Raw genomic sequence first — 23631 nt, 5'->3', positions numbered from 1 at the left:
GTCAGGCGTATCTTTTTTTGCGGAGGTAAGCGTTGATGAATCCGAAAAGGATTACGAGCAATATCGGAAGAGCAACATTCAGCAGTTGCCATTTTGTGCGTTCAGCTTCGGCCTTTTTCCTATCAAGCAGACGAATTTCCAACGCTCGTGAGCGAATGGATGTCAAACTCATATCATCACACAAGTAGTTTATAGCGTTCAGCAAAAAGGTCTTGTTGCCAAATTGCTGACTGGTGTATTTGTCAAATCCGCAAGGCAGATACGTTCCGTCTGGGTTGATATGATTTCGGATGATATCGCCATCAGAAACCACGATCATTTTAGATGCTCGTCCATCTTCTCGGAACTGTATGTCCTTACTTTCCTTGATCATGGTGGTGAGGCGGTTCTTGAAAACACTTTCAAACTTGCCTTCAAGCAGAACAGCAACTGGCACATTTTTCTTGTTGAACTGCTCTGGTTTTGGCTCTTCCACCATCACGTCCAAACTCACTTGAGTTGGTGTTCGTAGTGCGCGCGTGGCTTCTGAGGTTGAAAGCAGGACCGTTTTCTTGATCTTGGAATTTCCGACCGTATCCAAGCTGGAAGCGAATTCGAGTTTAATGCCATTCAGATTCCTTACAATCGGGTGTTCCGTTTTAGGAATGACGATAGGGAAGAAGATCCATGGTTGTAGCGCCCATTGCAACTGATTGCCAACGTATCCTGCAGGTCCAGGAATAGATGCACAGCGCGCATCTTGAAGAAGGTCGGTATTCACACGCACTCCATACTTGAACAGCATATCTTCAAGATTCTCTGAAGTTGGAATAGCCAATGTAGAAGGTGAATAGCGTAAGCTGTCCATGTCGCAGAAAACAGGATCTAAAAGCCATAGTACACGACCACCGTACATGATGTACTGATCGATCATGAATTTGTCTTCTTCCGAAAAAGCAGAATCAGGTTTTGCAATGATGATCGCCTTGAACTTTGGAATGATCACCGATCCGCTATCGCCTTCGGCACGCGAAACCAGGCTGTTCAGTTTACCATTGATCGTTACCCTTTCCAATCGGTAGTATTCAGACAGAGATTTACTCATGTCAATAACCTGCCGATCGGTCAATTCTCCATGACCTTCGATAAAAGCCACAACTTCTGCACGAACTGTCGTCAGCTTGCGGATGGCGTTCGTAATCTCGTATTCAAGATCTTCGGTAGAGCTATTCAGCATCTCTTCAGGCGCAGCTCCCATTTGACTCTTCAGCAATTGCAAAGCTGTTTCTTCGCCACGATAGGTCATGATGGCACCAGGAAAGATCAGTTTTTGCTCCGCTCCATCTTCCGTTTTGATCTGGATATTGGTAGGCATCAATCCTTGGTTGGCCAATTGACGATAAAGATCGTTTCTGCTTGTTTCGTCTGGCTGATTGCTTGGATTGATGAATTCGTACTCAATATTGTTGTTCGAATAAGCACGGAATTCATCCAGCATTTCGCGCGTTCTGTCGCGTAATCTTCGGAAGCCTGCCGGAAGTTCACCGTCCAAATACACCTTCAAATAGATGACATCATCTAGGTTTTCGAGCAGGTCTTTTGATGTCTCTGAAAGCGTGTATCGTTTCTCAGAAGTGAGGTCGAATCGTGTGAAGAAGAAGCCACTAAGAACATTAAGAATAATGACGATTCCGACCACCGTCATCAGCTGTACCATATCGCGGAACATTGCCTTTTTCACCATTTTCTACTTTCTAAAACGGTTCGTGTAAGTGCAATGAAAATGGCGATGAGACTCACCAGATAAACAACATCACGTGTGTCAATTACGCCTCGGCTCAAACTGCTGTAATGGCTATTGATGCCGATGCCTAAAAGGATGTGATCCCAAGTTCCAAGAAACTGGAAGGAAGCGATTGTTTCGAGGCCGATCCAAAGACTCCAACTAAGGAATACGGCCAAAATGAAGCTCACAATTTGATTATTGGTGATGGTGGAACTGAAAATCCCTATGCTCACGAAAGTTGCTCCCAACAGCAATAGTCCGATGTATGAACCCCAAACGCTGCCCGTATCAATGTTTCCTGCCGGGTTTCCGAGTTGATAAACAGAAAGGAAATAAACCAAAGTCGGTAGCAGTGCAAACATCACTAACACGAGTCCACCAAAATATTTGGCGAGAATGATGCTTAGATCACTCAACGGTCGCGTATGAAGCAATTCAATTGTTCCGCTGCTTTTTTCATCCGCAAAACTGCGCATGGTAATGGCCGGAATGAGGAAGAGGAATACCCAAGGTGCTACTGTGAAAAGCGTGTTCAGATCGGCATAGCCGTTATCAATCACGTTGGCTTCGGTAGGAAGTACCCACATAAAAAGCCCCACAAATAATAGGAACACACAGATAACGATGTATCCGATGAGTGAATTCAGAAAACTGTTGATCTCTTTTTTAAGCAGTGCCCACATTGGGCGCGAAGTTAACGGTTCAGGTAAGACGCATCAACGCGAAAAATGGCGATTAAATTACCTGTCTAAAGCGATGCTACTTAATTTCCGTAGCACCGTAAACCATTTGCACAAACATCTGTAAATCGTATGGCGGCTCAGGTTGTTCTATGTACATTGTGTCGGAAGTTGCGGTAGATCTTTCGTAAATTTTAACTGCCTCGGTGCTTCCGTCTTGGTTTGTAATCACAACCTTAAACGGACCTTCACACTTTTCGGCCGTTATTGTAGCTTTCTTCTTAGGATATATGCTTTGTGTTTTTTCGCCAGTGAAGCCAGCAGGAAGATCAATGTAAAAATCGCAACAAAATCTAGTAGGATAATCACAATTAGCTTGAGCAGTTGCTTGTTTTGGGTTAGAAAACATAATGATTGCAATGGTTGCCAAACAAAAGGAAAGTGTATTCGTTTTCATGATTTAGTGGTTTGGTGAGTTGTTGATTTTCGAAGATAACTTCTATCATTATCAACAAGTGCGAACCAAGCTTAATTTTGAACGACTATGAAACATTTATCTATTGTAGGCTTTTGTTTGCTGTTGGCAGTCGGTTCCAATGCCCAGGAAATGCTAGTGTTCCATCAGTACAATCGAGAGCTTAACACGCATTCGCGCAACGGAATGATCGCTTTGGGAAGTTGGGGAGTTGGGAACATCATTGCAGGAACCGCTGGCGCTTTGACCACCGAAAAAGGTTCTATGATGTTCAGTTTTCATTTGATGAATGCTTCATGGAATGTGGTGAATTTGGGAATTGCGCTGCCAGCGTACTTCAGTGCCCGCAAGCGAATAGGCAAGGAATACGACATTCCCGGTACGTTTAAACTCCAACGACAACAAGAAACGCTGTACGCTATAAACATGGCTGCCGATGTGTTATATGTTGGTTCGGGTGTTTTCCTTCAGGAGTTTGGCAATCGATATGCTAACAATCAAGTACGCGATTCCTTTAAGGGAATGGGATATTCGCTCATTTTGCAGGGTGGTTTTCTTCTGATTTTTGATGCAGTGATGCTCGGTGTACATAAAAGCCATTGGAAGAAGAACGAGCAGAAAATATGGGAGCAACTCGAATTCAATGGTACTTCCATTAAGTGGAATATTCCATCTAAGAAATAGGTAGTTTAGAGGGAGAATAACCCAACTCATATTCACGTTTTGACAATTGTTGAAGAAATCTTCTGAGTTTATTCAGCTGGTTTCATCCTGATTTTGAACTCAAATAACTGTTCATGCAATAATTCTTGTTGAAAAAAGTTAATACATAAGACGCTTATACCTAAGAAAATTATGTATCATTGTCCTATGTATTCGCAAGAGCTATTAAAAGGAACCCTGCAGACCATCGTTCTGAGCCTATTGGCCGAGAACGAAAGGATGTATGGGTACGAGATTACGCAACACGTCAAGGATAAAACCGCTGGCGAAATCCAACTCACAGAAGGAGCCTTGTATCCTACGCTTCATAAATTGGAGGCGGAAGGTTTTCTTACTACTGAGAAGGTGAGCATCGGTAAACGTGTGCGAAAATATTATCGGCTTACAGAGAACGGTAACAAGCAAGCAAACGATAAAGTGGAGGAATTCCGCAAATTCTCCGAAACGATGAATTCGTTGCTGAACAGTTTCAACCCAAATCCTGAACTGCAATGGTTGAGCTAACGGAACTTCAGGTGGAACTGATAGATGCGTACATCAAAGAAAATGGTGTTGCGCAGAGCGAATTGCAGGAAAACCTCTTGGATCATCTCTGCACAAGTATTGAAACCCAACTACAACAAGGCAAATCGTTTGAGGAAGCCTTTCAATATACAATCAACCTTTTCGGGCCTGGAGGTTTAAAACAGGTCCAAACCGAAACATTCAAATTATTAACCGAAATGAACGCAATCATGAAAAAAGTAACGTTTGGTTTCGGGCTGACTTCTACATTTCTTCTCTTGGCGGGGACGATTTTTAAACTGATGCATTGGCCTGGGGCCAACATCATGGTATTGCTCGGTGCGGCTTTTCTCGCGCTGGTCTATCTTCCATTGATATTGACCCACAAGCTGAAAGAATCACCAAAGGATGAGGCATTGCTCCACATTCTTGGATTCCTCGGATTGGCAATAACAACCGTTGGTGTGCTATTTAAAATACTGCATTGGCCGGGTGCTGCTGTAATACTGCTTAGTGGAATGTGCGTGCTTGCCTTTGGCTACGTGCCGGTGTATTTCTTTAAGCGCTACCAGACATCAGCCAACAGGCCTGTTACGCTTTCATCATCCATGATAGCAGTCGCATGCCTTATTCTGATCCTAGCTCTGATGAAAACAGGAAACAGCATCTATTATGAACATGGAGTGATGGTGTCGAATGAAAATCTGACGGAGCAAACGCAGCAATTGACCGCTCTGAACGCGCAACTCTATACCAAAACGTCTCCAGCTGATCTTGCCAACTTAAAAGATGAATCTGACCAATTGGTCAATCATCTCGAAGGAATGAAGAAGGAACTGATTGCTTGGGCTGCTCAAGCCGATCCCTTGCAACTGAAGATTTCTGATATCTATCAAATGGACAAGAAACACGACATGGCCATATCTCACGATCTATTGTTGGGGCCAGATGATGCTCCGAACAACGGACGGTTCAGCGCCAGCGAGCTTGAAGATATGTTCGCCCATTATCGCACTGCGGTACTTCATCAATATCCACCAGAACTTCGCTCGTTGATGGACGATAATCTGGGACTGCGGACAGACGGAAGTTTTTCAGATGCACAAGGTCAACCACAGAGTTGGGGGCTGCATCAATTCGAATACACTCCGCTATTCACTGTCATTACAAACATTACGAACTGGCAATTGGAGATCCGACAGATGGAAAACCAAGTATTGCTATCAAAGATAAGTCGGCCCGAGGCCTCAAACCCGCCAAGTTGAGGCTGGGAAAACCGAGCCCCGCCTGAAATGGCGGGGCTTTTTTTGTCTTACTGGCTGTAAACCCGATCTTAATGGAAATTTCATTCGGCCAAAATCTGAGAAAGTAATTTTGCAGTCTTATATTACACTATGAGAATTCTTGTTGTAGAAGACGAACCGAAGGTTGCTGCATTCATTGTTCAAGGACTTGAAGAAAGTGGCCATGAAGTGAAATTGGCCTACGATGGGCAACTTGGACTTCGGTTTGCAACCAAAGAATTGTTCGACCTGATGATCTTTGATGTGATCATTCCTGGAATGAACGGAATGGAACTTTGCAAGGAAGTACGCAAGCAAGGTATCACGGTTCCAATTCTAATGCTCACTGCCTTAGGAACAACTGAAGATAAAGTAAATGGCTTGGATGCTGGCGCAGACGACTATCTCGTCAAGCCATTTGAGTTTAAAGAACTGCTTGCTCGAATTCGTTCATTGAGTAGAAGGAATTCTGGCGCTACAGAGGTGAATCACAAACTAGTTTACCACGATCTTGAATTGGATCTTGAGAAGAAACAGGCTGTGCGAAGTGGGAAATCAATTTCGCTGACAGCCAAGGAATTCTCGTTGCTCGAATACCTTATGCGGAATCGGGAACGGGTCGTTTCGCGCGTGCAGATTTCAGACAATGTTTGGGACATTCATTTCGATACAGGAACGAACGTGGTGGATGTGTATATGAACTTGCTTCGCAAGAAAGTGGATAAGGATTTTGACACCAAACTCATTCAAACACGTATTGGTCACGGATACGTGTTGCAAGCATAGCAAATGAGCCTTCGCAATCGGCTTACGCTTCAATTCGGACTACTAGCATCGCTGGTACTTGGCATCGCTTCCATCGCTATTTATTTCCTTTCTGCTGATTATAGGAAGGATGAATTTTCGCAACGGCTGATCAGTCGAGGCGTGAACATGGCCAAGCTGCTTATTCAGGTAGAAGAAGTGGATGAGAATCTTCTGAATATCATTGAACGCAATAATCCGGTTCGCTTACCCGAGGAGGAAATTCTGATTTTTAACTTTAAAGATAGCCTCATCTATAGTTCTGAAGGTTTGGATATCGAATTGCCTTCAAAGGATTTCCTGAATCAGGTTCGGTTAGGAAACGGCATTCAGCTAAACAAAGACAAGCGCGAAACCGAGGCGTTCTTATTTACCGATCGCTACGATCGATTTGTGGTCATCGTTTCGGCCATCGATATTTATGGAAGGAGGAAAATTCAAAACCTCGGACAGGTTTTGGCTATCGTGCTGGGCTCGGGAATGATCGCCTTTTTTCTTCTTGGAAGAATTTATGCCGAGCGGGCGCTGAATCCGATCAAACAGTTGGTGGCCGAAATTGCAGGCATTTCCATCAGTAATTTGGATAAACGGGCCAATGAAGGAAATGGCTCGGACGAGATTGCACAACTCGCCATTTCGTTCAATGCCATGCTTGCCAGATTAGAATCTGCCTTCATTTCGCAGCGCAATTTCATTGCAAATGCGAGTCACGAAATGCGCACTCCACTCACGGCTATTTCGGGGCAGCTTGAAGTTATTCTCTTAAAAGACCGCACAGAGGATGAATATAAAGTGGCTGTTGAATCGGTGCTACAAGACATTCATAAACTCAATAAACTAGCCAACCGATTGTTGCTGTTGGCACAGACAGGAACGGATGCGCCTGAAGCCAATTTCAAATCGGTACGTGTAGATGACATTCTGTGGGAAGCGCGTGCAGACCTTATTAAGATGAAACCGGTTTATTCCGTTGAAGTGGAATTGGATGAAACAATTACCGACCTCGAAGAGCTTCAAGTTTCGGGAAGTGATATTCTTCTTAAAACACTTGTGTTGAACATGATGGAAAACGGTTGCAAGTATTCGGATGATCATATCGTTAAAGTTTCGTTGGGTATCCGTGGCGAATTCATCGAGCTTTCCTTTGCAGACAATGGAATTGGAATTTCTGAATCTGATCTGAAACACATTTTTGAACCATTCTTTCGATCGAACGCTATTCGGAATCGAGATGGTCATGGCATCGGACTGTCGCTGGTTAAGCGCATTACAGATCTTCATAAAGGTTCAATCAGCGTATTGAGTGAACTTGAAAAAGGCTCTGTTTTTACTGTGAGTATTCCACTCAAACAGCTTTAATCGCAATTTAATTCCGCTTTCATTCGCTTCTAATTCGGTAGTGTCAACTTTGGTTCAACAAACAAAGAGACATAAAACAAACCTCAATTAATTAGAACTAATGGAAACCACAATTCAAAAATCAAAGAGCAGAATAACCGCTCGTAAAGTTGCCTTGATAACCACAGTTTTGTTTTTTGCCGCATTGAGCGGATTGCTCGTTTTGCAAAACAAAAACTGGGATTTGGACCAAGTGCTTCAAGACACCCGCATTCAGCAAGAAAGATTGGTGAGTGAAAAGTTGCAATTGGAAAAATCGGTTGCTCAGTTCAAGTCAGATTTGGCAAAAATGGGGGAAGAGAACAAAGGTCTCAGCTCAAAAATTGTAGTGCAATTGGCGCAAATTGAAAAGGTTGAAAGGGAAAACAAGCGATTTCGGTCAACAGCTTCTCAGGTCGATGCTTTGAAAAAACAAAAGGGCGAATTGGAAGCAATGCTCAAAGACATGGAAAAGGACATGAACAGGATGAACAAATCTTTGGACGAGCTAACTGCTGAAAACAGTAAGATCAGAATTGAAAATAGTGATCTTGCCATCGTCAATTCAAGGCTGAATAATCATGTAAGTGCACTTCAGGAAATAGCCATTAATAATGCTTTGGTTGAGGCAGTTCAAGGCAAAAAGAAACAACGACTTACAGTTGTGGCCAATCGCACAAAAGAGTTGAAAATGGAAGTGGATCTTCCAATTAGCATGACAAACAATCTAAAACTGAAAGTGATCGATCCACAAGGAACGGAATTGACAGACAAAGACGGAATTGCAAGCATTTCGGAAGTGCTGAATGATGAAGGACTTACTGCATCTCTTACAATGGTTGAAGGCGAATTGGTAAGTGCTAAGCGAATGAAAATGGAGTTTGTGCCGAAATCGAAATTGAAAAAGGGAACTTACACACTTGAGGTGAGCAATGGGGCGAAGAGTTTGGGAAGGGTTCAGATCAAGCTGAGGTAAGTTTTATGGTTGGCGAGAGGGGAAGGCCGTGGCGAAAGCTGCGGCTTTTCTGTTTTTGTATAGGAACATAAAAGTCCCGCTCCTTCGCAGGAACGGGACTTCTCAATTACCACGCAAATGGTCTATCTGATCAAATGGAAGAATCCTTTTATCGTTTCTTCGTTCTGTATTTCTAAGATGTAGTAGTAAATGCCATCGCTTTGATTGTCGCCTGTCCAAGGCTTCAAATGATAGTCAATTTGATCATATTGCTTAATTCCCCAACGGTCAAAAATCCGGACACGATTACCTGGATACCATTCTAAACAAGGAAGGCTGAAAACGTTATTCTGCGGAACATTCCCACAGAAATCTGCTTGACCACTAAAATCGGAATTCGGGTTGAAAACATTCGGAGCGATTACATCGCACAAATGTTCATCAACTACAATTACTACAGACGTGTCTACATCGCAATTCGCTACAGAACCGAAGGTGTAAGTGACAACATGTGCTCCGTTTCCTGCAGCCATCGGGTCAAACATACCGTCTGAATTCACTCCAGTTCCTGAGAACGTTCCACCGGTTGGATTTCCCACAAGCTGGAATGGCTGTTCAACATCACAAACAAGAGAATCGGGTTCAACAATCGTTACTTGCGGAATAGCTACGACAAATACAGTAACCGTGTCACTTGCTTCGCAATTATTGTTGTCGGTTGCAGTAACCTCGTATAGCGTGGTTTCAGTTGGCATCACGGTTATAGATGCGGTCGTTTCACCAGTATTCCATAAATATGAAATGCCACCAGTCGCCAAAAGATCAGTCTGTTGTCCTAAGCAAATTGATGTGGTTGGTCCTGCATCCACTGCAACCGCAAGAAGCGTTCCAATGGTAACAGAAGCAACTCCTTGACAACCATCTACATCTGTTGCAGTTACCTGATAGGTTCCTGAAGATAAACCGCTTGCCGTTGCTCCATTTTGAACAGGGGTTGTGTTCCATGAATAAGTGTAGTTGCCAGATCCATTTGAAGCAGATGCAGTCGCAGTTCCATCCGTTGATCCAACGCAAATATCATCTGTTGCACCCACTTGAACTAAAACGGAAATTCGCTCTTCGATTGACCATGTTTCCATAGAGGTGCAACCAGTAAGATCTGTCACTGTAACGGTGTAAGAACCAACGCCAAGCCCAGTGGCCGTAGCTGATGTTTGAACAGGCGAAGTGTTCCAAGAGTACTGATAAGAACCTGCCCCACCTGTTGCTATTACAGAAGCGCTGCCAACAGTTACGCCTAAGCAAAGAGAATCAGTTCCAGACGATTGCAACAGAATTTGCGGTAACATTTCAACTTCTACTGTATCGCTATCTAAACAACTGTTGTCATCGGTGACAGTTACTATATAAGTGCCGACAGCAAGTCCGGTTGCCGTGGCTGTGGTTTGGACGGGTGCAGTATTCCATGAATAAGACACGGTTCCAAACGCGCCCGAAACGTTAGCGGTAACTTCTCCATTGGATTGACCATTGCAAACAAAAGCCTGCGCTGGCACATCAACCGAAATGTAGCATATCTGCGCACAAGCAGGTAATTCCGAAAGTGAATTGATAAATAAGGTATCTCCAACGCCATCCAAAACTGCTATTGGCCAGTTTCCGGTTGGCGTTGCCATTTCCCCGGTTGCAAACTGCTGCCATTCGTTAATGGTCACTGCACATCCGGGAGGGAATGAACACGGTGGGAATCCGGGTACTTCAAAACATCCGCTACAATCGGTGGAGCTTACAAACTGGAACCATGTAAATGGGGCGATTCCTTCAGCCATCAGATCATTGAACGGATTGACACAGACCACTGGGCCAATGCATTCCTGTTCTACAACGAAAACAGAATCGATGGCCACACAAGAACTATCGTCAGTAACGGTTACTGTGTAGTAGTTTCCTGGAACAAGGCCAACCGCAGTAGCGGTTGTTTGCACTGGAACGGTATTCCAAGAGAATAGTGCAGTTCCGATAACACCCGTGGGAGCAGCGGTGGCAATCGCACTATCACCGGTGCAAGCAATTACTTGAGGTGGCAAATTCACAGAAAGGAAGCAACCGCTTTCACACGCTGGAAGTTCTGAAACCGAGTTTATCTCCAACGCATTTCCTTCTGCATCTTCCACCATTATCGGCCAGTTTCCAGTTGGAGTTATGGTTGTGTCAGTGGCGAATTCTACCCACATGGTACTAGCAACCGAACAACCAGGAGGGAAATCGCATGGTCCAAAACCTGGAAAGGCAATACATGTGCTGCAATCCACAGTGTCAATCAACTGAGACCATGTGTAAGGTGCCGTTCCTTCGGAGACCGTAATATCACCAGCAAGGTTGACGCAAGCTAGAAGATCGACACAATAGTTTACTTCGATCACCAAAGAATCAATGCCACATTCAAATGGAATTTCAGGCGCAAAGTGAATCACGTGCGTCCCTGTATCTGCAACCGCAGGATCAAAGATTCCTAGTGCTTGATCGATAATGCCTGGGCCAGTCCAGATTCCTGGTGCTGAAGCAACCAAGGTGTCTTGTCCATCCGTTTGGCAATATGGACCTAAAGGAGAGAGTTCAAGACAATTAAGACAAATTGCTTTTGCTGGAGCGCAAGGCGTAAGGTTGAGTGAAGCAACAAATCCTTGTCCGCAAGCAACTACTTCGCCTGCGCGATTTACTGCAACGTCATAAACTCGGTTCGAAGTTGTTTGAGAACCTAATGGATTCAAATTCTCATCGAATTTATAAACACCGTTTCCCGAACCTGCATAGAGGTTTCCACAGCTATCAATGGCCAATCCGCCATTTTCTGCCGAGGCGAAACCCAGTTGGGAACTGGTTGTGCCGCTTGGAATTGGAACGGAAGAAATGATGGACCCATCAACAATATTTCTTTTGTGAAGTATAGCACCATTTTGAGTATACAGATAATCGGTGGTGGCCACCATAGCGTTTATGCTTTGATTGGTGACACCATAACCTGCCACTTGATATGAGAATCCGTAGCCGTGGTTGTCTTTATAGCCTAACACAAGGTTATCATCAAAACTTCCAATGGAATCAAGGGTCATGAAATAGTATTTCCCGTTAGGAGAAGGACACATGGCGCGAACTTCATTCGGATTGCTGGCCAGCCCTAAAGGGCCAGGCGTGACACTTGCAACTTCGAGGTTTCCTATCTGAGCACCATTGCTCATATTTATTTCAAACACGTAGCCATAACCATCAATCAAACCAACTCCACCGCCAAGCGATAGACGAGTACCTCCGAGCATCAATCGGGTAAAATCGCAGTTGAACGAGAATTTCCAATACTCATCGAAAGCGCCACCACTTGCCGTCCAAAGTAAATTACCAGCAGTGCTGATGCGTGAAATACGTGGGTCAGTACCAGCGGTAATGAAGCAGTCTCCCGTTGTCGGTTCAGTGATCATCGTTCCGATCCAATAATTGGCCGAATCCCAAGGCGTGTTGTAGGTCCAAAGAATGTTGCCAAGCGCATCATATTTGCGAAGTCTCATTGGAGTGTCGCCTCCATAGACGTAAACGTTTCCTAGGTCGTCCACATCGATGTCCCAAATGCCACCAGAATTCGGAAATGCAGGAGTTTGAACCCATGGATCGATAACTACTTCTTGGTCGGCACTGTAACCGCCAAGTTCAAAACGTACCGTGTTCCCATCCAACTTGAATTTCGAGTTGATCTTGTTGCCAGACTTAGAGTATGAGGTCGAAGGTGCGTGGTCGATTATGTCACCGAATTCGGTAGAGATGATCACATTTCCTTCAGTGTCAATTACAGGTTGGCTTTTGGATGTGTATGTCATTTTGATCCGAGATGGATCCGCTCCTGGATGTAGAATTATATCGTACTTGATTCCGGATATAGGATGAACAGTGAATTCAATGTCAATCTTTGGGTATGCGTTCTTGTAAACGAGCTTGGCAAAACCATTCACATTTTCAATCGTGCTACCCACTTCCATATTACCTGAAGCATAGAAGTGTTTATCATTTAGGATTTCCTCAGAAACAATGGCTGCCTGCTTGTTTATGCCGATCCACTTGACAGAAACAATCTCCTTCTCTTCAAGATATTTTGGTTTGGTCTCGTCTCCTTTTGTCCGATTCTTGTTCTTTATTTTTTTGGTAAAACGGAACGTAAATCCTTCGTTGGTAAATAGAATCATCGAATTTCCACCGTCTAACGCGTAGCGTATTTCTGATGAGTTTGATTCCGCGAAGCCATCGAATTGACCTTTGTTCTCTATGAACCCCTGATCATTGGAAAGCGAACTGACCCAGTTAATGTTGCTTTGGGCGAAGATTAGGTTGCTTGAAAGGAAAAGACTGAAGGTCAATAAAAGTGTTCTCATCATGTTGGGGTTGTTGCGCTACGAAATACGTAAATTTTACTGAACCAAAAAGAAAGGCCCATCGCAGCTGCGATGGGCCTTTGCCAGATTGTTCGAAAAGGGTTATTGCACCATCAATTTCTTGACGATCGTTTTGCCGTTCAATTCAATTCGAACAGCGTATATGCCAGCAGTTTTATCAAGCAATTCGAATTGGAATTGTTCAGACGTTACGCGCTCTGTCATTACTAGTTGTCCAGAGACATTATAGATACTAATGTTTGCTCCATTCATGTTCTCAAGCGTTAATTGGTCTGTGGTCGGGTTCGGGTAAATGCTGAATTCTTTGCTAGCATCGAAATCTTCTAATCCTACAAAGCAGTTTGAAATAATAGGATTTGCTTCAAGTTGAATACCGGTACTCAGATCGTGCCCTGCAAATCCAGGAAAATCAACGGCATACTTTTCAGCTCGGAAAACGATGTTTCCCTGAAAGGCGCCTCCTCCAGCCATTGGAATTGGATCAGTGGAACTTATGATTCCGTTCACAGTGACAGGGTTTACGTATTCCCAAACTTTCTGTCCATCATATGTAACTTCAAACAATTTTCCTTTGTTCCCTTCACAGATGAGCGTATTTCCGTTTGGTAATCTACCTGCCCCAGAAATAAAATAAGAATAGAAACTAACGGAATCAGAAGCGTGATAATTCCAAACCGTTTCAGTCGGACCATAAGATTCGCCAGCGGCAAGCTCGTAAACTCCTGGCGAGGTCTGAGGAGGCATGACCACATCAATTTCTGAAAATGAAACAGGCCTGTCTAGTCCATTGTTAAATATCATAATTCCACCTTCATCTGCCAATCCAGATTCTATCCAATGAGCATCGTGTTGTCTCCAAAGTTTCTGGTCTGTAGCATCTCCTCTGTTGTATACTTGAGGGTTTCCGTATCGGTACAGAAAGTCTCCTCCTTTCCCATACGTTCCTCCAGCATGACTAGCGGCTTCTTGAGTTGTTGTACTATGGTCAATGATCCAGATTTCGCTTAGAATCTGTGAGCTAAGCACTATCTGGTCAAGCTCTGCATTATAGTCGATAGCATTTAGGTGGATGAAATCACTTTGGCCAGGCACGGCTTCATTCTCGTTAAGCCAATTGACGTTGAGAAGCTCTGGATGATCTGCAATGACACCGAAATTATCCTTGGTGTTATCAAAGTCTTGCACCAGATGATCCCAAAGGTCCCATTGCCAGACAACATTTCCTGTGTGTGGCCCGGTTGGTTCAATTTCTATGATGCGTTCGTTGTAGAGTTCGCCATAACTCAACGTGCCAGGATTTCTGCCTGCCTGTATGCATGTAGGCATGTCTTTTCGTACCCACGCAATAGCTAATATGTTGCCGTTTGGAAGCAGTTCGATATCATGATGGAGCCGCTTTTGCATGTCATAATAGATGAAATCCCAAGTTACATTGCCATCCCAATCTACTTTCTGAATTCGTTCGCTGCCACCTCCGGCACCAATAGGACAGCTAATAGCAGTGTCAGCCTTCGCGCATCTGAGAAGCGTCCCGTTTTCAAGCAAGTAGATGGAGTTGCCTAATGAAACGGTGTCATCCTCCCAAGTGTGGACTATTTCGCCACAGTTGTTCATTAAATACTGACTTCTCGAAAAAATTGGGCCCCATAAAATGAAGCCTTCTTCTGCATGCCAGTCGTACTCAAAAAGGCCTGTTGTCTGTTGACCGAAAAGACCAAAAGGCAAAGTAATTAGGATAAATAGTTTGATTGATTTTAGCATAAAGTATCTTGTTGGTTAGAATTGGCCAAAATATAACTCGATGTCATGCCGATTCGAAAAGTGAAGATTCGGTATCAACAGGTTTATAAACAATATTTTATTTGGTGTATAGACCATAAAGCATGAGGCCGAGACCAGCAAAACCCATGCACGCCATAATGAATGTTCTCCAAAAGAAATACCCTCTGCGTCTATGGTAGTTGGCTGATATCCAGGCCAAAAAAGCAACAACAAATGCGAATAATCCCCAATTCATGCGCTGCGAAATAAACGATGTTTATACCACGAAATGTAAGTTTTATCACATCTCCGCGTTAGGTAAGGGTTGAATCAAACGGTCGTAGTAACTTTGGGCATGCGAAAAGTGCTGGTCTTTATTTGTTTGCTTGTAGGTGTTCTGAACAGCCAAGCGCAGGATGAAAAGTTTCCACAAACGCTCACGGCCGGTTTCGAGTTCCGTCCCATTTTTCCGGTAGATTTCCTGAAAACGGGCAGTCAATCTACTTCCAATGCCGATTTCAGCGTGCTGGTTGCTCCTAAATTCAGTTTCTCTGCGGGCATGACCATCCGCTATGGTTTCAGTAAGCGACTGGCCTTGGAAACAGGAATAAATTTTGTGCAACGTAACTACAATCTGACAATTCATCGCGATGCAACATCAGGCGATGGAATAAACCCAGGAAGCCCTGAGTTCAAAAGCAAAACCGACTTTACTATTGTAGGTTACGAACACCCTATAAAGCTTCTTGTTTTTGTGCGATTGGCAGAACGCGTATTTATGAACGCTGCAGGAGGTTTTCAGTTGACTTTTTTCCCATCAGATATTTTCACTTCTGATCGAGAAAACAATCCGAGCGATCAATATTTCAAGCACTCATCACTTCGGTTAGGGTTTGATGGTAAACCAGGCCCTGATGGATTCATTCACGGAGGTGCCATTGCTAATCTGGGTGCTGAGTATCGGACTAAAAAGGCAGGCTATTTTTATTTGGGAGCTACGTATCACGTTCCGTTTGCAAATATTTATCAAAGTAAGTTCCAGTATTTGGACGAGAGTATCAATTACGCTTCTTCAGTTCAGGGAATTGCCCTCAATGGAAGTTACCTCACCTTTGATGTTCGATACTTTTTCAATTCGCAACCGCTAGTTAAGAAGGATCGGAAGTCGAAAAAGAAGTCAGGAAAAGAGAAGCAGGCGGAAGACTGACCGTTGGTCTGAATTCTGACCAAAGTTGATAATAATCTGTTGTTCTATGTGATTTGCGTAGCTGCCTTTGCCTACCTTCGTTGATTCTAATTATTACCATAACCCATAATCGCATGAAACACATATTTACGATCGCATGTTTGCTCTTGATCACGGCACAGTCCTTTGCGCAGAGCGTCTTCTTTGAAGATTTTGAAAACGGTGTCGCAGATCAATTCACTCAGGAATACATAGTTGGAACCCTTGATTGGGTCAACGACCCGACCAATATTACGCTTGGGCCAAGTGCAGCCAGCTTCGAAGGTGATTCTGCTGCTCACTTTTATTATGCTGACTATTCTGGAGATCGCACTTCGCTCGTTTCACCTACTTTAGACCTCAGCGCAGGAGGCTATAAACTGTCATTTGCACATGTCCATCCAAACTGGTTAGGAGATCAGAATACACTTGCGGTTCGATTGTCGGTAGATAATGGCGCAACGTGGACGCTGATTGATAGTTTGTATGCTAATGTTGGTGCATACCAAGAAGTTGAGTACAACTTGAATGATTTTGCATCGACAACTGCCAATTCGAAGCTTAGATTTGATGGATACATAAGCTATGGTTACGCAATAGGTTTGGATGCCGTAAATGTATTTCTGCCACCAGTTGACGATGCAGAACTTACAAGTGCAGTTGGTCCTGTAACGGGATGTGGGCTCGGTAGCGAATCAGTTGCAGTTTCAGTTTACAACAATGGTTTGGATACCATTTTTGCCATTGACGGTTCGTATATGGTTGGAGCAACAACCGAAACTGAGTCGTTTACAGTGGAAATTGCTCCAGGTCAAACTGATACTTTGACTTTTTCAGTTCCTGCTGACGTTTCTGTGGTTGGAACGTATGATTTTACGGCATGGGTAACGCTGACCGATGATTTGGAGCCGAACAACGATACGGTTCATTTCTCATTTGATAACATTCCTGTCATTGCTTCGCTTCCTTATTCAGAAGATTTTGAAAATGGTTCAGGTGGCTGGGTATCTGGAGGAATATTGAACGATTGGCAACTAGGAACTCCTGCAACAGCTTTTATCAGTACAGCCAATTCTGGCGTGAACGCTTGGGTTACGAATTTAACAGGACAATACCAGAACAGCTCTGATCAATATGTTGAATCACCTTGTATGGACTTTTCATCATTGTCTGTTGATCCGGTTTTCCGTTTTGCTTTCATTGGCCGTTCAGAACTTGGTTGGGATGGAACTTGGATAGAACTTTCTACGGATGCTGGAGCCACTTGGACTACAGTTGGAAGCTTGGGCGAAGGAACAAATTGGTACAACAATGCTGATGAACACGGAGCCAATTTTGACCTTGATTGGTGGGATGCTCCGTTTGGAGGTGCTGATGAATGGACTACAGCTACACATTTGCTAGATGGCGCTGCAGGTTCATCTTCTGTTAAAGTGAGAGTGTTCTTTCATTCAGATATTTCAGGAGCGGATGATGGATTTGCGTTTGATGATGTGGAAATATTTGAGCAACCTTCAGTAAATGCAGGTGTTGTAGAAATTATTTCGCCAACAACAGGTTGTGGTTTGGGAGTTGAGAACGTAACCGTTGTCATCCAGAATTTTGGAGACGCTGACCTTGTAGATTTTTCAGTTGAATATGATGCTGGTAGTGGTGTAGTGAGCGAGATGATAACTGACACACTATTCTCTGCTACAGTTGATACATTCACGTTCAGTGTTCCAGTTGATCTTGCTGTAGCTGCTGGATATGATTTCGGAGCTTGGACAGTGGTCGCTGGAGATGGAGATTTGTTGAACGATTCACTTTTTGTCTTAGTAACAAGTGTTCCGGTTGTAAGCGCGTTGCCTTACACTGAAGATTTTGAATCAGGTGCTGGTGGATGGACCACTGGAGGTACTGCAAGCACTTGGGAGCTTGGTGATCCTCAGGGAGCTTTTGTTGACACAGCTAACAGTGGTGTAAATGCATGGGTAACCAATCTTGCAGGTGCTTATGTCATCAATGAAGACTCATATTTAGAATCCCCATGTTTCGACTTCTCTGCGTTGACAATCGATCCTATTTTAGAGTTTGCTCATATTTATGAGACAGAAGAATGTTGCGATCAAGGATATGTAGAAATTTCATTCGATGGAGGAACCACATGGACTCTCTTAGGCGTTGCTGGTGAAGGTGAGAACTGGTACAATGATGGCGACAACAATGAATGGAATGGAACATCAGGAGCACCAACAGTTTGGAGAAATGCCAAGCATTTGTTGGATGGTGCTGCAGGACAAGGGTCTGTTAAAATCAGATTTGCGTTCAGTTCTGACATTTCCCTGAATTATGATGGTTTTGGAGTCGATGATATCAGCATATCAGAGCAACCGCCTATCAACGGATCGCTTTTTGCTATCAACAGCCCAGTTTCAAGTTGCGGATTGACTGCAACCGAAGCAATTTCTGTGACGGTTTCAAACCTTGGATCTATCGATATGGATTCTGTGGTGGTTTCGTATTCATTCGATAATGGTCCAGTAGTGACAGAGGTTTTCAATCAGACATTGGCAGTTGGAGGAAGTGTGAATCTTACACTTTCAACTACACTTGATCTGAGTGTGAATGCCGATTATGATTTTGCAGTTTGGGTATCGACAGTTGGTGATGGTGACACATCAAACGACACATCTTCTGTAGTTGTAACAAGTGTTCCTACTATCAGTTCCTTGCCATATACTCAAGATTTTGAATCTGGTACAGGAGGTTGGAGATCGGTTGGAGTGCCAAATGCATGGGAACTTGGTGATCCAGAAGGAATCATCATTGATACTGCATTTAGTGGTGTGAATGCATGGGCAACCAATCTGAATACCTTGAATTATTCTGATCTTCAATTTTCTGTCCTCACATCTCCGTGTTTCGATTTCAGTGGAATCAACGATGATCCTGTTATCAGTTTTGCTATTCAGTTTGATGCTGAACAGCAATTCGATGCCGCATGGATGGAAGTATCTGCAGATGGTGGAACAACTTGGAACATCCTTGGAAACGTAGGAGAAGGAGAAAACTGGTATACACAGGATGTATTCTATAATGCGTTCGTTACCCAAGGTTGGGATGGTCAGTCAGGTGGAAATGGTGATTGGATTACTGCTGAACACATTCTTGAAGGAGTTGCTGGAAGTTCTGAAGTGAGTGTTCGATTCGTATTCAGTGCTGATGATTTTGCCAGCTTCTTCGAAGGTTTTGCAGTAGATGATATCAATATTCGTCCGCAGGCTCAATTGGATCTGGTTGCTCTTTCTTTTGAAGGACCTCAAGATGGATGTTCTTTGGGCGAGGAATCAGTGAGTTTCACATTCTGGAACAAGGGACTACAAACGGTTTCAAACTTTGAAGTTGGATTCATTGTTAATAGTGGGTCAATTCCTCTAGTAGGAAGTGCTCAGACAGAAACCTATACAGGTTCAGTAGCCACTGGCGATACTGTTACCTATACATTCAGTACGGAACTTGCAGATCTTAGTACTGAGGGAACCTACCAAATTGATGTTTTTACTGCCCTTGCGGGAGATGAAAACCTGGCTTCTGATACGCTATTCGCAAATGAAGTGGTCAATTTCGGAGAATCTACTCCATTGAGTCAAACTGAGATGCCTGGATTGCCGATCAGTAGCAACATTCCGCAAGGAACGTCTTCTGAGATATTCTTCTGTGGCCTTCCAGCTTCATTGAATGGATGTTTGCAGATTGAAAGCTTAAGTATTGATTCGATTCAGCATACTTGGCTTTCTGACCTTGATATATATTTGATTTCTCCTGCCGGAGATACTGTAGAGCTTTCAACAGATAACGGTGGGTCTTTGAATGATATGTCAAACGTTGTGTTCTCGGACACATCTTCTAATGACATTACGTTGCAGACAGATGATATCATGCCTGGAGTGTATCACACCGAAGATTCATTAGGATTTGCTGGTCTTTACAATGGTCAAGATCCAAATGGAGCTTGGACTCTATTTGTCAGAGACGATACTGGAGGTGATGAGGGCACCTTGATGAGCTGGTCTATGACCTTTGTGGATTATAGTCCAACTCCCGAGCTGGCATTTTCAGATACTAGTATTTGTATTACACAAGTTCTTACAGTTAGCGCGTCTACTTACGATTCTTATCTGTGGAGTACAGGAAACAATACACAGAGCATTGACCTATATGGTAATGTACTAGGTCTAGGTACGCACGAGATTTATGTAACTGTCGATCAGGATGGTTGCACAGGGGTAAGTAATTCTTTTGTTCTGACTGTTGATGCATGTGCAGGAGTGGCAGAATTTGAAAACCTAAGTGTTGAAGTTTATCCAAACCCAACTCGAGGAGAGATTGTGCTTGACATCACTGGCAACAGCAATGGACTGACGCTTCAGATCTTGGATATGAACGGTAAGTTGGTTTATGCTGCTAACACAGGTTCAATTTCAAGTGGATTGAGAAAAACCGTTGACCTATCAGGTTTGGCCAGCGGTATGTATTTCTTGAAGTTGGATGACGGTTCAGCATCAACTACTAAGAAGTTGATCAAGGAATAATCTTCCAATTGAATGATTTTAAAAGGGTGGCAAATTTTGCCACCCTTTTTATTTTTATGGCATGGCAAGAACACCAACAGTACAAATCGAATTAGGATACAAGGCTCCAGAATTTCAACTTCAGGATGTGGTCACGGGCAAAACTGTTTCCTTCGGTGGCATTAAAGGACAACATGGAACGTTGGTCATGTTCATCTGTAATCATTGCCCATTTGTTGTGCATGTTATTGATGAGCTTATCCGTATTGGAAATGACTACAGGGATAAAGGAATTGGTTTTGTTGCCATCAGTTCAAACGATGTGGTCAACTATCCGCAAGATGCACCTGCGAACATGAAGGAGCTTGCGATTCAGAAACAGTTCCCATTTCCTTATTTGTATGATGAAACTCAGGAGGTGGCCAAGTCATACTTTGCGGCCTGTACACCCGATTTCAGCATTTTCAATTCAGAAGATGTTTGTGTCTATCGAGGACAACTAGACAATAGCCGACCGGGAAACTCGGAGCCAGTAAATGGAATGGATATCAGAAATGTGCTGGATAAACTGCTAAAGGGCGAAACGGTAACTGCTGACCAGAAACCAAGCCTAGGTTGCAATATCAAGTGGAAAGCGGGTAATGAGCCCGATTACTATTGATTTTCCGCAAAGCGCTTAAAGCTTTGAGCACTGATACTAAGTTGGCTGCTCATTTTACTCTTAACAAGACCTCCAGCAAGTTTGAGGGCACCTTTAAGTTCCACTTGCTGCTGCATGATAAAACGAGTTGAATTCTTCGACAACTGCTCGAAAGTATAGTTCGAGTAACTTATGTATCCCGGACCTTCGTATCGCATGATGTATTCGTGCGGCAGGTCGTTGCTGATCACCGTTTCAGTAATCAGTAGTCTACCCGCAGGAGAATCAAAAACAACCTTACTGACTGCACCAGCCTGTCGCATTTCTCCGGAAATGTGTTTCACGGACCGCAGACCATCCAACCACTTTAAGGTGTTTTCTGGGTCTTGGATGAGCACTATCAACTCATCCATCGGCTTTGCAATGTCTACTTCTGATCTGAACTTCATCCTTCGCTCGTTTTCCAAGTTCAAGAAACAAAAAAGGTGTTCCTGTTAAGAACACCTTTCTTCTGAGTTATTAAGAGGTTTTCAATGAATTCCTTCTTCCGTTAAATAGCGTTCTGCATCCAAAGCGGCCATGCATCCGGTTCCTGCAGCAGTAACTGCTTGTCGGTAAACTTTATCTGCAGCATCTCCACTTGCAAACACCCCAGGAATCTTTGTTTTAGATGTGCCTGGTTTTACAATCAAATAACCTGTTTCATCCATATCCAACCAACCTTTGAAAATATCTGTGTTCGGAGTATGGCCAATGGCCACAAAAAATCCAGTACACGGAATGGTGTATTCCTCGTTGGTTTTGTTGTTTTTCACTCTCACTCCTTCAACGCCTTTGCCTCCAACAATTTCAACCGTCTCGTGATTGAACAGCATTTCGATGTTCGGTGTGTTCGCTACGCGATGCTGCATGGCTTTAGATGCGCGCATTTCATCCCTTCGGATAAGCATGGTGACCTTGGAGCAAAGTTTAGCCAAGTACGATGCTTCTTCTGCAGCCGTATCTCCAGCACCAACAATCACAACTTCCTGTCCTTTGTAAAAGAAACCATCGCAAACCGCACAGGCAGAAACTCCGAAACCATTGAATTTTTGCTCAGATTCCAATCCGAGCCATTTAGCTGATGCTCCGGTTGCAATGATCACTGAGTCGGCCAAAATGGTTTTATCGTTGATCATCACCTTATGAACTGGGCCAGTAAAATCAACTTCAGTAACCAATTCATATCGGATCTCTGTGCCAAATCTTTCTGCTTGTTTACGCAGATCTTCCATCATTTGTGGGCCTTCCACACCTTCAGGATATCCTGGATAATTGTCAACCTCGGTGGTGATGGTCAACTGACCGCCAGGTTGAAGACCAGTGTACATAAGCGGTTTCATGTCTGCTCTTGCAGCATAGATGGCCGCAGTATAACCCGCTGGCCCAGAACCGATAATGACGCATTTCCTTCTCTCTAATTCTTCTGACATTTCTATTTTATTTATCTCGACACTTGTCGATGTTTTACTTCTATTTAACGCAAATGAATGTGTCTACTGCTGTGGCATAACCTGCCCAAACGCCTCGTCCACCATTATCGAAGTTGGAGAACACAGGAGTTGGACTGCTGAACGGATTCAGGTTGGATGCCGCATCCACAGATTCCCAAAAATTATACACGCCTCTATCAATGGTACCTAATTTTATTACCACGGTGTCTCCTTCTCTAAACCACCAATATTCTTCCTCAGAACCATTGTCGTTGGCCAAGTTGGAACCTTGGTAAAAGTTAAAATCGATGGATTCACCATTGAACAATCGATCGGCAAAACTTGGTCCATCAATGGCGGTCATTGGTCTTTTTTGTGTGAGGTTTTCGGTCCACATGTAGTAGAAATCTGTTGTGGCCGCAGGGTCTGCAAGCCTGCACCAGATTGAACCGAAACTATCAATCGGTAATTCATCCTTGTACCAAAGGCTATCCAAGTGAACTGGTTGACCGATGGTTGTTTCGGCATTGTATTCTTTTCCCTCCACATAGGCAGTCATTTTGTAAGTTTTACCAAACTCACCGATTAGGCTGAATTTTAGATAAATACAAAGATCAAGGCCTTCAGGAAGTGCTGGGAAACCCAGAAAATCCAACGCCAATTGTTGTTGTTCTGGAGTCAGATCAGAAAGGCAGGTATAATCCATTGCATATCGCACGCCATCTGCAGTGATGAAGATGCTATCTGCTTGAACCAATGAATTGATAATGGCTTCTGCGGCTGTGTTGATCTCGCTGAAGTAATTCTCGCTACGGCTCACAATCACATAAGGAAAGGTTCCGTTTTCGATATATCCCTCAAATACGATTCCATTCACGCCATTTGGAAGTTCAATATCCAACACTTTTTCACAGGAAGAGAAACCCACGATAGTTAGAAGCACAATTATTACGGAAGCTGAATATCTAAGCATTT

General features: G+C 43.6%; 17 protein-coding genes. 9 read left to right on the top strand and 8 right to left on the bottom strand.

What is annotated here, in order from left to right; all coding sequences use genetic code 11:
* Position 1: 1 nt before the first annotated feature.
* The 3 genes from gldG to K9J17_06795 form a co-directional block, all read right to left on the bottom strand.
* On the bottom strand, positions 2–1723 hold the full coding sequence (gene gldG / locus K9J17_06805; GenBank protein ID MCF8276425.1) for a gliding motility-associated ABC transporter substrate-binding protein GldG: 1722 nt from the start codon (positions 1721–1723) through the stop codon (positions 2–4).
* The gene (gldF, locus tag K9J17_06800) at positions 1717–2448 is read right to left on the bottom strand and encodes a gliding motility-associated ABC transporter permease subunit GldF (GenBank protein MCF8276424.1); all 732 of its coding nucleotides are present in this window, start codon (positions 2446–2448) and stop codon (positions 1717–1719) included. The genes gldG and gldF overlap by 7 nt, the downstream gene beginning before the upstream one ends.
* Positions 2449–2524: 76 nt before the next feature.
* The gene (locus K9J17_06795; GenBank protein MCF8276423.1) at positions 2525–2902 is read right to left on the bottom strand and encodes a hypothetical protein; all 378 of its coding nucleotides are present in this window, start codon (positions 2900–2902) and stop codon (positions 2525–2527) included.
* 87 nt (positions 2903–2989) lie between these two features.
* On the opposite strand from K9J17_06795, the gene K9J17_06790 reads away from it, so the two are divergent.
* The 6 genes from K9J17_06790 (at position 2990) to K9J17_06765 (ending at position 8587) form a co-directional block, all read left to right on the top strand.
* Positions 2990–3604, top strand: coding sequence for a hypothetical protein (locus K9J17_06790; protein ID MCF8276422.1), 615 nt, complete (start codon positions 2990–2992; stop codon positions 3602–3604).
* A gap of 186 nt (positions 3605–3790) precedes the next feature.
* A complete protein-coding gene (locus K9J17_06785; protein ID MCF8276421.1) occupies positions 3791–4147 on the top strand; it encodes a PadR family transcriptional regulator in 357 nt (118 codons plus the stop codon).
* Positions 4135–5412, top strand: coding sequence for a hypothetical protein (locus K9J17_06780; protein ID MCF8276420.1), 1278 nt, complete (start codon positions 4135–4137; stop codon positions 5410–5412). The genes K9J17_06785 and K9J17_06780 overlap by 13 nt, the downstream gene beginning before the upstream one ends.
* Before the next feature lie 129 nt (positions 5413–5541).
* Positions 5542–6216 carry a response regulator transcription factor gene (locus K9J17_06775; protein MCF8276419.1) on the top strand — a complete coding sequence of 225 codons (675 nt, stop codon included), beginning with the start codon at positions 5542–5544 and terminating at the stop codon, positions 6214–6216.
* 3 nt (positions 6217–6219) lie between these two features.
* Complete coding sequence (locus K9J17_06770) at positions 6220–7593, top strand: HAMP domain-containing protein (protein MCF8276418.1); 1374 nt, start codon at positions 6220–6222, stop codon at positions 7591–7593.
* A gap of 100 nt (positions 7594–7693) precedes the next feature.
* Positions 7694–8587 carry a hypothetical protein gene (locus K9J17_06765; protein MCF8276417.1) on the top strand — a complete coding sequence of 298 codons (894 nt, stop codon included), beginning with the start codon at positions 7694–7696 and terminating at the stop codon, positions 8585–8587.
* A gap of 122 nt (positions 8588–8709) precedes the next feature.
* Here K9J17_06765 and K9J17_06760 read toward each other — a convergent pair whose 3' ends face one another.
* Both K9J17_06760 and K9J17_06755 read right to left on the bottom strand, forming a co-directional pair.
* On the bottom strand, positions 8710–12984 hold the full coding sequence (locus K9J17_06760; GenBank protein ID MCF8276416.1) for a gliding motility-associated C-terminal domain-containing protein: 4275 nt from the start codon (positions 12982–12984) through the stop codon (positions 8710–8712).
* Positions 12985–13086: 102 nt separating this feature from the next.
* On the bottom strand, positions 13087–14766 hold the full coding sequence (locus tag K9J17_06755; GenBank protein ID MCF8276415.1) for an aryl-sulfate sulfotransferase: 1680 nt from the start codon (positions 14764–14766) through the stop codon (positions 13087–13089).
* 355 nt (positions 14767–15121) lie between these two features.
* Here K9J17_06755 and K9J17_06750 point away from each other — a divergent pair, with 355 nt between their 5' ends.
* The 3 genes from K9J17_06750 (at position 15122) to K9J17_06740 (ending at position 21205) form a co-directional block, all read left to right on the top strand.
* A complete protein-coding gene (locus K9J17_06750) occupies positions 15122–15973 on the top strand; it encodes an outer membrane beta-barrel protein (protein MCF8276414.1) in 852 nt (283 codons plus the stop codon).
* Between the two features lie 113 nt (positions 15974–16086).
* Positions 16087–20565, top strand: coding sequence for a T9SS type A sorting domain-containing protein (locus K9J17_06745; protein ID MCF8276413.1), 4479 nt, complete (start codon positions 16087–16089; stop codon positions 20563–20565).
* 61 nt (positions 20566–20626) lie between these two features.
* On the top strand, positions 20627–21205 hold the full coding sequence (locus K9J17_06740) for a thioredoxin family protein (GenBank protein MCF8276412.1): 579 nt from the start codon (positions 20627–20629) through the stop codon (positions 21203–21205).
* Here the strand turns inward: K9J17_06740 and K9J17_06735 are convergent.
* The 3 genes from K9J17_06735 to K9J17_06725 form a co-directional block, all read right to left on the bottom strand.
* Positions 21199–21633, bottom strand: a complete 435-nt coding sequence (locus tag K9J17_06735) for an SRPBCC family protein (protein ID MCF8276411.1) — start codon at positions 21631–21633, stop codon at positions 21199–21201. The two genes, K9J17_06740 and K9J17_06735, sit on opposite strands and share 7 nt — an antisense overlap.
* A gap of 81 nt (positions 21634–21714) precedes the next feature.
* A complete protein-coding gene (gene trxB, locus K9J17_06730; protein MCF8276410.1) occupies positions 21715–22656 on the bottom strand; it encodes a thioredoxin-disulfide reductase in 942 nt (313 codons plus the stop codon).
* Positions 22657–22696: 40 nt separating this feature from the next.
* Positions 22697–23629: a DUF4249 domain-containing protein gene (locus tag K9J17_06725; protein ID MCF8276409.1), complete on the bottom strand. Its 933-nt coding sequence runs from the start codon at positions 23627–23629 to the stop codon at positions 22697–22699.
* Positions 23630–23631: the final 2 nt, after the last annotated feature.

This window comes from Flavobacteriales bacterium, assembly GCA_021739695.1.
GTDB lineage: Bacteria > Bacteroidota > Bacteroidia > UBA10329 > UBA10329 > UBA10329.
The sequence above is the reverse complement of the archived record's forward strand: the minus strand, read 5'-3'. Positions and strand labels throughout refer to the sequence as shown.

Excerpts from the sequence above, each read along its gene's own strand:
- K9J17_06765 (MCF8276417.1), top strand. The coding sequence starts at position 7,694 with ATGGAAACCACAATTCAAAAATCAAAGAGCAGAATAACCGCTCGTAAA.
- K9J17_06770 (MCF8276418.1), top strand. The coding sequence starts at position 6,220 with ATGAGCCTTCGCAATCGGCTTACGCTTCAATTCGGACTACTAGCATCG.
- trxB (MCF8276410.1), bottom strand. The coding sequence starts at position 22,656 with ATGTCAGAAGAATTAGAGAGAAGGAAATGCGTCATTATCGGTTCTGGG.
- K9J17_06745 (MCF8276413.1), top strand. The coding sequence starts at position 16,087 with ATGAAACACATATTTACGATCGCATGTTTGCTCTTGATCACGGCACAG.
- gldG (MCF8276425.1), bottom strand. The coding sequence starts at position 1,723 with ATGGTGAAAAAGGCAATGTTCCGCGATATGGTACAGCTGATGACGGTG.
- K9J17_06740 (MCF8276412.1), top strand. The coding sequence starts at position 20,627 with ATGGCAAGAACACCAACAGTACAAATCGAATTAGGATACAAGGCTCCA.
- K9J17_06785 (MCF8276421.1), top strand. The coding sequence starts at position 3,791 with ATGTATTCGCAAGAGCTATTAAAAGGAACCCTGCAGACCATCGTTCTG.
- K9J17_06750 (MCF8276414.1), top strand. The coding sequence starts at position 15,122 with ATGCGAAAAGTGCTGGTCTTTATTTGTTTGCTTGTAGGTGTTCTGAAC.
- K9J17_06790 (MCF8276422.1), top strand. The coding sequence starts at position 2,990 with ATGAAACATTTATCTATTGTAGGCTTTTGTTTGCTGTTGGCAGTCGGT.
- gldF (MCF8276424.1), bottom strand. The coding sequence starts at position 2,448 with ATGTGGGCACTGCTTAAAAAAGAGATCAACAGTTTTCTGAATTCACTC.
- K9J17_06725 (MCF8276409.1), bottom strand. The coding sequence starts at position 23,629 with ATGCTTAGATATTCAGCTTCCGTAATAATTGTGCTTCTAACTATCGTG.
- K9J17_06735 (MCF8276411.1), bottom strand. The coding sequence starts at position 21,633 with ATGAAGTTCAGATCAGAAGTAGACATTGCAAAGCCGATGGATGAGTTG.
- K9J17_06780 (MCF8276420.1), top strand. The coding sequence starts at position 4,135 with ATGGTTGAGCTAACGGAACTTCAGGTGGAACTGATAGATGCGTACATC.
- K9J17_06775 (MCF8276419.1), top strand. The coding sequence starts at position 5,542 with ATGAGAATTCTTGTTGTAGAAGACGAACCGAAGGTTGCTGCATTCATT.
- K9J17_06755 (MCF8276415.1), bottom strand. The coding sequence starts at position 14,766 with ATGCTAAAATCAATCAAACTATTTATCCTAATTACTTTGCCTTTTGGT.
- K9J17_06760 (MCF8276416.1), bottom strand. The coding sequence starts at position 12,984 with ATGAGAACACTTTTATTGACCTTCAGTCTTTTCCTTTCAAGCAACCTA.
- K9J17_06795 (MCF8276423.1), bottom strand. The coding sequence starts at position 2,902 with ATGAAAACGAATACACTTTCCTTTTGTTTGGCAACCATTGCAATCATT.